Raw genomic sequence first — 9,349 nt, 5'->3', positions numbered from 1 at the left:
CCCAATGGATGATGATGTGCCAGCAACCTTTGAAGATGGTTCAACTACGAAGACCATTCCAGGAGAAGGAACTTACACAGTTGCTCCAGATGGAACTGTAACCTTCGTACCAGAAAAAACATTCACAGGAACAGGTACAGGCGTAACAGTGAAACGTGTTGATAAGAACGGTACTCCAGTTACTGCAACTTACACACCAACTGTAACACCTGTTACACCAACTGCAACTTCAGCAGTATCTACTGATGTGCAAGGTGCAACTCAAACAGGTAAACCTGTATTTACTGAAGGCGACAGCCGTGTACCAATGAACGACGATGTTCCAGCAACATTTGACGATGGTTCAACTACGAAGACAGTAGATGGCGTTGGTACTTATACTGTAGCCCCAGACGGAACAGTGACATTTGTACCAGAGAAATCATTTGTTGGAACTGCACCAGCAGTGACAGTGGTTCGTGAAGATAAGAACGGAACCAAAGCTTCCGCAACTTATACACCAACAGTAACTCCTGTGACTCCAACAGCTGATCCTGCAACATCTACAGATATCCAAGGTCAAACACAAACTGGTAAACCAAGCTTCACGCCTGGTAACCCAAGTGTACCAATGGATGATGATGTGCCAGCAACCTTTGAAGATGGTTCAACTACGAAGACCATTCCAGGAGAAGGAACTTACACAGTTGCTCCAGATGGAACTGTAACCTTCGTACCAGAAAAATCATTCACAGGAACAGGTACAGGCGTAACAGTGAAACGTGTTGATAAGAACGGTACATCAATTACCGCTACTTACACACCAACAGTAACACCAGTTACACCAACTGCAGAATCAGTTACTTCAATTGGTAAGAAGGGTCAAACCCAAACAGGCAAACCAACCTTCACAGAAGGTGATAGCCGTGTACCAATGAATGACAAGGTTCCAGCAACCTTTGAAGATGGTTCAACTACGAAGACAATTCCAGGTGTTGGTACTTACACAGTAGCAGCAGACGGAACAGTAACATTCACTCCAGAACCTGAATTCACAGGAACTGCACCAGCAGTGACAGTGGTTCGTGAAGATGTGAACGGAACAAAAGCTTCTGCAACTTACACACCAACTGTCTTTCCAATCACTAAGTTTGTTGATAAAGAAGGTAAGGAAATCCCAGGATATCCTACAGTTGATGGAGAAGAACCAAAAGCTGAAATTCCAGGTTACCGCTTTGTGGAAACGAAGAAATTGCCTAATGGTGATACAGAACACGTCTATGAAAAAGTTACGACTTCATATGTAGACGAAAATGGGGACCCAATCCCAGGTAACCCAACAGAAGATGGGGAACAACCGAAGAAGGATATCCCAGGTTATGACTTCGTGAAGACTGTTGTAGATAAAGATGGAAACACTCAACATATCTACAAGAAGACTGTGACACCAACTCCAATGCCGGATCCAACTCCGACACCAGAGCCACAGCCACAGCCTACTCCACAGCCTACTCCACAACCGCAACCAACACCAGAACCACAACCTACTCCACAACCGCAACCAACACCAGAACCACAACCTACTCCACAACCAAAACCAGAAGAACCAACGATTCCTGTCGTTCCAGAAACGAAAGAAGAAGTGAAGTATATCGATCCACAAAATCCTACTGCACAACTTCCAAACACAGGAACAAAAGAATCTTCTACTGCTGGTCTTGCAATCTTTAGTGCTTTAGCAGGTCTGTCATTATTCGGATTTGCAAAACGCAAAAAAGAAGACTAAGCTAACTTGTGGCTAAGAAAAACCGCGAAAATCTCGCGGTTTTTTTCTGTTTGTATTTAAAAAATATCCTCCAAACTAGATAGTTGAAATCAGTCTTTTATAAGAAAATTTGATAAAATAGAAGTATCAGTGTAAAGGATGAGAGAATGAAAAAGATAATTGGTATCTGGGCTCAAACTGAAAATGGCATTATTGGAAAGGACCAAGTCATGCCTTGGCATCTGCCAGCTGAGCTTCAACATTTCAAAGAAACAACCATGGGACAAGCCATTCTCATGGGAAGAGTGACCTTTGATGGTATGAAAAAACGGGTTCTACCAGGTCGGACTAGTATTATCTTAACGCAAGATCAAGCCTATGATCCTGAAAACGATGCTGTACTCGTCATGCACAGCAAAGAAGAAGTCTTGGAGTGGTACCAGAACCAAGAGAAGAATCTTTACATTATTGGAGGCAGTCAGATTTTAAAGCTCTTCTCTGACCAGTTAGAAGAATTGATCCAGACCATGATTCATGCAACGATTGATGGAGATACATTGGCACCAAAATTTGAAGAGAGTCACTATGAAAGAGTCCGTCAAGTTTCCCATTTAAAAGATGAGAAAAATCCATACGATTTCACGGTCAACTATTACAAGAGAAAGGATTTAGATTAATGGAGCGAAGTGTCTTTGGTTTTTTTACAGCTGTCTTGTGTGTCATCTGTTTGATTTGTGCCTTACAAACCTTTCGTAAAAAACGGTTTGGCCTCGCTATTTTATTCTTACTAAATGCTTTTACCAATCTTGTGAATTCCATTCACGCCTTTTACATGACCTTATTTTAAACTAAATAGAAACAGAAAATGACAGAAAGAGGAAATACATGCCAACGAATCAAAATAATGATATGATGGTTTATTGTTCATTTTGCGGAAAGAGCCAAGATGAAGTCCAAAAAATCATTGCAGGGAACAATGCGTTTATCTGTAATGAATGTGTAGAGTTAGCTCAAGAAATCATCCGGGAGGAGCTTGCTGAAGAAGTCCTTGCTGACCTTAGCGAAGTTCCAAAACCAATCGAATTGCTCAATATCTTAAACCACTATGTCATCGGTCAAGATCGGGCTAAACGTGCCCTTGCTGTAGCGGTATACAACCACTACAAACGCATTAACTTCCACGATACGCGCGAAGACGAGACAGATGTTGAATTGCAAAAATCAAACATCCTCATGATTGGACCTACTGGTTCAGGTAAGACTTTCTTGGCCCAAACCTTAGCACGTAGCTTGAATGTCCCATTTGCTATTGCTGATGCAACAGCCTTGACAGAAGCCGGTTATGTGGGTGAAGACGTTGAAAATATTCTCTTAAAACTTCTTCAAGCAGCTGATTTCAACATCGAGCGTGCAGAACGAGGCATCATCTACGTCGATGAAATTGATAAGATCGCTAAGAAAAGTGAAAATGTCTCTATCACACGTGACGTCTCTGGTGAAGGAGTGCAACAAGCTCTCTTGAAGATCATCGAAGGAACTGTCGCTAGTGTACCACCTCAAGGTGGACGCAAACACCCACAACAAGAGATGATTCAAGTGGATACCAAGAATATTCTCTTCATCGTAGGAGGAGCCTTTGACGGAATCGAAGAAATTGTTAAGCAGCGTCTCGGTGAAAAAGTCATCGGTTTCGGTAAGAACAATAAAGCCATCGATGAATCCAGCTCTTACATGCAAGAAATTGTTGCAGAAGATATTCAAAAATTCGGTATTATCCCAGAATTGATTGGCCGTCTTCCAGTCTTTGCAGCTCTTGAACAATTGACAGTTGAGGATCTTGTCCGTATTCTAAAAGAGCCACGCAATGCCTTGGTAAAACAATACCAAACCTTGCTCTCTTATGACAATGTTGAATTGGAATTCGATGATGAAGCCCTTCAAGAGATTGCTAATAAAGCCATCGAAAGAAAAACAGGAGCTCGTGGACTTCGCTCGATTATCGAAGAAACCATGATGGATGTCATGTTTGAAATTCCTAGTCAAGAAGATGTCAAACTTGTCCGAATCACAAAAGAAGCAGTTGACGGAACAGAAAAACCAGTTCTTGAAACAGCCTAGAAAGATAAAATATGGAAATTAACACACATAATGCGGATATCCTCTTAAGCGCTGCAAATAAGAGTCATTATCCTCAAGATGAGATTCCAGAAGTTGCACTTGCCGGTCGATCAAATGTCGGCAAGTCTTCTTTTATTAATACTCTCTTAAATCGAAAGAACCTGGCCAGAACATCTGGTAAACCAGGAAAAACCCAATTGCTAAATTTCTTCAATATCGATGATAAACTCCGTTTGGTAGATGTACCTGGTTATGGCTATGCACGTGTCTCTAAAAAAGAGCGCGAGAAGTGGGGACGGATGATTGAAGAATACCTCACCAGTCGTGAGAACTTAAAAGCAGTCGTTAGCCTAGTCGATTTTCGTCATGAACCTTCTGCTGATGATGTTCAGATGTATGAATTCTTAAAATATTATGAGATCCCTGTGATCTTAGTAGCGACCAAGGCAGATAAGATTCCACGTGGAAAATGGAATAAACATGAATCCATCATTAAGAAAAAACTAGATTTTGATCCATCAGACACTTTCATTGTCTTTTCTTCGGTAACCAAGGAAGGACTAGAGAAGTCATGGGATGCTATTTTGGAAAATGCGTTTTACGAAATAAATTGAAATGACATGAAAATGTCATTTTTGTTTTGGATTTATCTCGCAATTGTAATAGAAGTGTAATATAAGTGGCTTTGTTTTCTTCTATTTATATGGTATAATCTCTATAAAGATAAAAGATGATAAAAAATTAATTGGAGATAAATTGTATTATGAAAAAGAAAATACGGAATAAAACGAAATTATTTGGTTTGTTCGTTTCTGTATTAGCAGTGGGGACATTTGCTGCTGCTATGAGCGAGCACGTCACATCAGTTGGTGCTAATGATGGAACTTACCAAGCATACTCAGACCCAACTGAAGCTTTCATCTCACAAATTGGTGAGTCAGCTCGTCAGCTTGGTCAAGAGAATGATCTTTATGCTTCCGTTATGATTGCACAAGCCATCCTTGAAAGTGGTTCAGGTCAGTCTGGCTTGTCTTCTTATCCGCATTACAACCTTTTCGGTATTAAAGGAAGTTATGCTGGTCAATCTGCAGTGATGCAAACTTGGGAAGATGATGGTGCTGGAAATGCCTATACGATTAATGACGCTTTTCGTTCTTACCCATCTTACTATGAATCATTGCAAGACTATGTAGCTGTTTTGAAACAAGGACATTTTGCAGGTGCATGGAAGAGCAACACCTCTAGTTATCAAGATGCAACAGCAGCTTTGACAGGTGTTTATGCGACAGACACAAGCTACTATGCAAAACTTAATAACATCATTGAAACTTATAATTTGACTCAATACGATTCACCAAATGTTCAAGGTGGTATTACAGGTTCGGTATACAATCCATATCGTCAACAGTTCACTTCACAAGAAATCTTGAATTTGGATATCGCTTGGGCGAACCGTTTGAATTATTAAAACTAAAACAGGCATCTGCCTGTTTTTTTATTTGTTTTTAGCACACATTAATATTCGATATAAAACGTATGTGTTAAAAAATAATAATTCTCCCTGAAAACCTTTTCAAACTTTTCTCTCTATGATATAATGATTTTGTTCACAAACATTATATAAGGAGAATATTATGTCTGAATCTAATTTTATTCAAAAAGTTGGAGCGGCGTGTAATAAGAAGGAAGATCTCTATCAGAAATCTAAAACTCGCTATGCAGTCCGTTCTATTTTTGCTGGAGGATTTCTTACTTTAAGTACTGCGGTCGGAGCAGTTGCAGCTGACTTATTAAATACCTTTGTACCTGGATCGGGTCGTTTTCTATTTCCATTCATCTTTGCCTGGGGGCTCGTTTACCTCTTATTCTTAAATGCGGAATTAACCACCTCAAATATGATGTATTTGACGGCGGGAACCTATCTAAAGAAAATTCACTGGAAGAAAGCTTTGGAGATTCTTCTTTATTGTACCTTCTTTAATTTAATTGGTGCTTTAATCGTAGCTTTTCTGTTCAATCAAACCACTGCCTTTGCACATATCGATCCAAAAGGATTCCTAGCTACGGTGGCAGAAAATAAACTCCAACGGAGCAATCAAGTGGTTTTCTTTGAAGGAGTCATTGCCAATATCTTTGTAAATATTGCTATTCTCTCTTATCTATATTTCAAAGATGAAACAGCGAAGGTGCTCTTAGCCCTATCTGCTATTTATATGTTTGTCTTTATGACCAATGAACACTTGGCGGCTAATTTTGCTTCTTTTTCATTATTAAGCTTTAATTCAGTATCTAGCCAATTGCCACATTTTGAATTTTTAAATATTTTACGTCACTATGGTGTTACCTTCTTTGCCAACTGGGTAGGAGGAGGAGTCCTAATGGGACTAGCCTATGCCTGGTTGAATAATATCAAGAGCCTTTACAACGACTAAAAAATATAAAAAAAGTTTGCAAAAGTACTTGCATTCTTTTTTTATATGTGATAAACTAGTCTATGGTTTGAAAAAACTGCCTAAGACAGTAGGGGAGCTCGACTCATAAAAATCCTACCGAGGACAAAACGTATCAATTAAAAGAAGCGTATTGTACTTTCGTGTCTAGGTTTGGGCGCGTTTTTCTTTTGGAAAAATTCCCCAAGCAAAATAATTACGGAGGTGAACACACTAATGAGTGAAGCAATTATTGCTAAAAAAGCGGAACTAGTTGACGTAGTAGCTGAAAAAATGAAAGCTGCTGCATCAATCGTCGTTGTAGATTCTCGCGGTTTGACAGTTGAGCAAGATACAGTTCTTCGTCGCAACCTTCGCGGAAGCGAAGTTGAGTTTAAAGTTATCAAAAACTCAATCTTGCGTCGTGCAGCTGAAAAAGCTGGTCTTGAAGATCTTGCATCTGTATTCGTTGGACCTTCTGCAGTAGCATTTTCTAACGAAGATGTTATCGCACCTGCGAAAATCTTGAACGATTTTGCAAAAGACGCTGAAGCACTTGAAATCAAAGGTGGTGCAATCGAAGGCGCTGTCGCATCTAAAGAAGAGATTCTTGCACTTGCAACTCTTCCAAACCGCGAAGGACTTCTTTCTATGCTCCTTTCTGTACTTCAAGCGCCAGTGCGCAACGTTGCTCTTGCAGTCAAAGCGGTTGCAGACAACAAAGAAGACGCAGCTTAATCTTAAGCTACGCAGCGTAGCCTAGCTACAAAAAAATAAAACATAAAATTAAAACTTATTTGGAGGAAATAACAATGGCATTGAACATTGAAAACATTATTGCTGAAATTAAAGAAGCTTCAATCCTTGAATTGAACGACCTTGTAAAAGCTATCGAAGAAGAATTTGGTGTAACTGCAGCTGCTCCTGTAGCTGTTGCTGCAGCTGGTGCTGCTGACGCAGGTGCTGCTAAAGATTCATTCGATATCGAATTGACATCTGCAGGCGACAAGAAAGTCGGCGTTATCAAAGTTGTACGTGAAATCACTGGTCTTGGTCTTAAAGAAGCTAAAGAACTTGTTGATGGTGCACCTGGTGTCATCAAAGAAGGTGTTGCTGCAGCTGAAGCTGAAGAACTTAAAGCTAAATTGGAAGAAGCTGGAGCTTCAGTTACTCTTAAATAATAGAGTTTCCAATCAAAATGAAAACCGAGGTTTAGACCTCGGTTTTTTTGTCGTTGAAAATAATGATGATAGAATGTGAATAGAGGGCTTTTATAAAGCTAACATGTGTAGCTCTCTTTATTTTCTCTAAACCTACTAAATAGTGCAGTTTTAATGATGTTACAATGATTTTACATTTGCTATATTCCCTTGAGATGTTGCTAATTTGTTGCTATAATGGCTATAAATCATATCATAAAGGAGAAGATGATGAAAAATTTTAAACGTCTTTTGTTAGCTGTTGTAGCTGTCTTTGCAGCCGTCCTTTTGGTAGCTTGTGGCGCTAAAAGCGATAATGGGACTTACGTGTTTGAGCCTACTAAGGATGAGATCAAAGATATTATGCCAAGTGAATTTCAATCTTTGATAGGTGATAATTACTCATTCACTATTTCGATTACAATCAATGATAAGAAAGGTGAGATGAAAGTAGACACCAATGCAGGTGGTCAAAATGTAAATCAAGTGATTGATTTGGAAGTAGACCAAAAAGCTAAAACTCTTGTCTCAAAAAATGAGTATGGGAAAGCGGAAATTACTTATCAAGTTTCAGGAAATGTGTTAACGATTAAGGATGTGAAGAATTCTTTGATGGGTGACACAGACATGTTTAATAACTACATGAAAATTGCTAAGTTCAAAAAAGTTAAATAAGCAATCATGGCGGGATTTAAATTCCGCCTTATTCTATTTCTTTGTTGATACAAGAAATATTACAAGAATATGACATTTATAAACTTTCATTGCCGTGTACCTGAATTGTTGATATAATAGTGTTAATCTAACTAAAAAGGAGAAGTTATGAAAAACTTTAAACGTATTCTTTTGGCTGTAGTAGCTGTTTTTGCAGCAGTCCTCTTGGTGGCATGCGGTGCCAAAAGTGATAACGGGACTTATGTCTACAAACCAACAAAAACTGAAGTGAAGGAAATCCTTGAAGAACAAGGTGCTCCAAGTTCAAGTGTAGATGCATTGATCGACAATGTTAAATTGGAAGTTTCAGTGACCATTAAAGATAAAACAGGTAGCCTTAAAATTAAAGGTGAAATGATGGGACAAAAGACTGACCAATCATTTGATATGAAAGTTGACCAACAAAAGAAAACTCTTCAATCTAAAACAGGTGAAGGTGAGAAGGTTAAATACAAAGTTTCAGGCGATGTGTTCACTTTTGATTTATCTGGTGAGAAGAGTTCAGGTCATGAAGCCGCTTTGGAAATGTTCAAAAACGCTAAATTCAAACGTACAAAATAATACAAAAGAAGGGCAGAGAGTATCTGCTCTTTTTCTTCTTTAAAACATCTTGAATCGGTATTAAAATAGTGGTAAAATCTGATTATAAAATACATTAGGAGATTGATTATGAAAAATATTAAACGTATTCTTTTAGCTTTCGTTGCAGTTTTTGCAGCCGTCCTATTGGTGGCATGTGGTGCCAATAGTGATAATGGGACTTATGTCTACAAACCATCAAAAACTGAACTCAAGAAAATTCTTGAGGAGCAAGGCTTATCAGGTAGTCAATTAGAGTCTATTGGAGACGTTATTAATTTTGAAGTTTCTATTAAGATCAAAGATTCTAAAGGAACCCTCAGCATCGCGGGTGAAGTCGCTGGTCAAAAGAATGAGCGATCTTATGATGTCAAAATCAATCAAAAAGAGAAAACAATCTCGTCAAATGATGGTAGTGGAGAAAAGATTACATACAAGGTCGATGGTGACTATTTGACATTTGATCTTTCTAAGTTAAGTAATAGCAACCAAGGGGATCTTATGATTCTTAAAAATGCTAAACTCAAACGCACGAAATAATGCAAGTGAAGAGCGGGGGAAACCTG

11 protein-coding genes and 1 other annotated feature are annotated in these 9,349 nt (G+C 38.8%); all 11 genes read left to right on the top strand.

Annotated elements, in window-relative coordinates:
* The coding region (locus I2E70_RS10530) for an LPXTG cell wall anchor domain-containing protein (protein ID WP_229060241.1) at nt 1-1,765 on the top strand (1,765 nt) is incomplete at its 5' end.
* A 146-nt stretch (nt 1,766-1,911) separates the two neighbouring features.
* Nucleotides 1,912-2,421 (top strand): dihydrofolate reductase, encoded by a 510-nt coding sequence (locus I2E70_RS02510; protein WP_195423269.1) that lies wholly within the window; start codon nt 1,912-1,914, stop codon nt 2,419-2,421.
* 208 nt (nt 2,422-2,629) lie between these two features.
* Nucleotides 2,630-3,862 (top strand): ATP-dependent Clp protease ATP-binding subunit ClpX, encoded by a 1,233-nt coding sequence (gene clpX, locus I2E70_RS02505; protein WP_009731088.1) that lies wholly within the window; start codon nt 2,630-2,632, stop codon nt 3,860-3,862.
* An 11-nt stretch (nt 3,863-3,873) separates the two neighbouring features.
* Nucleotides 3,874-4,476 (top strand): ribosome biogenesis GTP-binding protein YihA/YsxC, encoded by a 603-nt coding sequence (yihA, locus tag I2E70_RS02500; RefSeq protein ID WP_003007440.1) that lies wholly within the window; start codon nt 3,874-3,876, stop codon nt 4,474-4,476.
* A gap of 149 nt (nt 4,477-4,625) precedes the next feature.
* Nucleotides 4,626-5,330: a glucosaminidase domain-containing protein gene (locus I2E70_RS02495; protein WP_021153281.1), complete on the top strand. Its 705-nt coding sequence runs from the start codon at nt 4,626-4,628 to the stop codon at nt 5,328-5,330.
* A gap of 166 nt (nt 5,331-5,496) precedes the next feature.
* Nucleotides 5,497-6,294, top strand: coding sequence for a formate/nitrite transporter family protein (locus I2E70_RS02490; RefSeq protein ID WP_195423267.1), 798 nt, complete (start codon nt 5,497-5,499; stop codon nt 6,292-6,294).
* Between the two features lie 61 nt (nt 6,295-6,355).
* Nucleotides 6,356-6,490, top strand: a sequence feature (ribosomal protein L10 leader region).
* A 38-nt stretch (nt 6,491-6,528) separates the two neighbouring features.
* Nucleotides 6,529-7,029 carry a 50S ribosomal protein L10 gene (gene rplJ, locus I2E70_RS02485; protein ID WP_003001722.1) on the top strand — a complete coding sequence of 167 codons (501 nt, stop codon included), beginning with the start codon at nt 6,529-6,531 and terminating at the stop codon, nt 7,027-7,029.
* A gap of 74 nt (nt 7,030-7,103) precedes the next feature.
* Nucleotides 7,104-7,472 (top strand): 50S ribosomal protein L7/L12, encoded by a 369-nt coding sequence (gene rplL / locus I2E70_RS02480; protein ID WP_045759484.1) that lies wholly within the window; start codon nt 7,104-7,106, stop codon nt 7,470-7,472.
* A gap of 249 nt (nt 7,473-7,721) precedes the next feature.
* Nucleotides 7,722-8,165, top strand: a complete 444-nt coding sequence (locus tag I2E70_RS02475) for a hypothetical protein (protein WP_061455579.1) — start codon at nt 7,722-7,724, stop codon at nt 8,163-8,165.
* 147 nt (nt 8,166-8,312) lie between these two features.
* Complete coding sequence (locus I2E70_RS02470) at nt 8,313-8,765, top strand: hypothetical protein (RefSeq protein ID WP_195423265.1); 453 nt, start codon at nt 8,313-8,315, stop codon at nt 8,763-8,765.
* A gap of 108 nt (nt 8,766-8,873) precedes the next feature.
* Entirely contained in the window at nt 8,874-9,323 is a 450-nt protein-coding gene (locus tag I2E70_RS02465; protein WP_070673968.1) for a hypothetical protein, read from the top strand.
* Nucleotides 9,324-9,349 lie beyond the last annotated feature (26 nt).

The sequence above is a fragment of the Streptococcus parasanguinis genome, assembly GCF_015556095.1.
GTDB classification, from domain to species: domain Bacteria; phylum Bacillota; class Bacilli; order Lactobacillales; family Streptococcaceae; genus Streptococcus; species Streptococcus parasanguinis_Q.
Note: the sequence above shows the minus strand (reverse complement) of the source record. Positions and strands in the feature narration are given on the sequence as shown.

Coding starts and splice junctions, on each gene's coding strand:
- yihA (WP_003007440.1), top strand. CDS start 3,874: ATGGAAATTAACACACATAATGCGGATATCCTCTTAAGCGCTGCAAAT.
- rplL (WP_045759484.1), top strand. CDS start 7,104: ATGGCATTGAACATTGAAAACATTATTGCTGAAATTAAAGAAGCTTCA.
- clpX (WP_009731088.1), top strand. CDS start 2,630: ATGCCAACGAATCAAAATAATGATATGATGGTTTATTGTTCATTTTGC.
- I2E70_RS02475 (WP_061455579.1), top strand. CDS start 7,722: ATGAAAAATTTTAAACGTCTTTTGTTAGCTGTTGTAGCTGTCTTTGCA.
- rplJ (WP_003001722.1), top strand. CDS start 6,529: ATGAGTGAAGCAATTATTGCTAAAAAAGCGGAACTAGTTGACGTAGTA.
- I2E70_RS02495 (WP_021153281.1), top strand. CDS start 4,626: ATGAAAAAGAAAATACGGAATAAAACGAAATTATTTGGTTTGTTCGTT.
- I2E70_RS02470 (WP_195423265.1), top strand. CDS start 8,313: ATGAAAAACTTTAAACGTATTCTTTTGGCTGTAGTAGCTGTTTTTGCA.
- I2E70_RS02465 (WP_070673968.1), top strand. CDS start 8,874: ATGAAAAATATTAAACGTATTCTTTTAGCTTTCGTTGCAGTTTTTGCA.
- I2E70_RS02510 (WP_195423269.1), top strand. CDS start 1,912: ATGAAAAAGATAATTGGTATCTGGGCTCAAACTGAAAATGGCATTATT.
- I2E70_RS02490 (WP_195423267.1), top strand. CDS start 5,497: ATGTCTGAATCTAATTTTATTCAAAAAGTTGGAGCGGCGTGTAATAAG.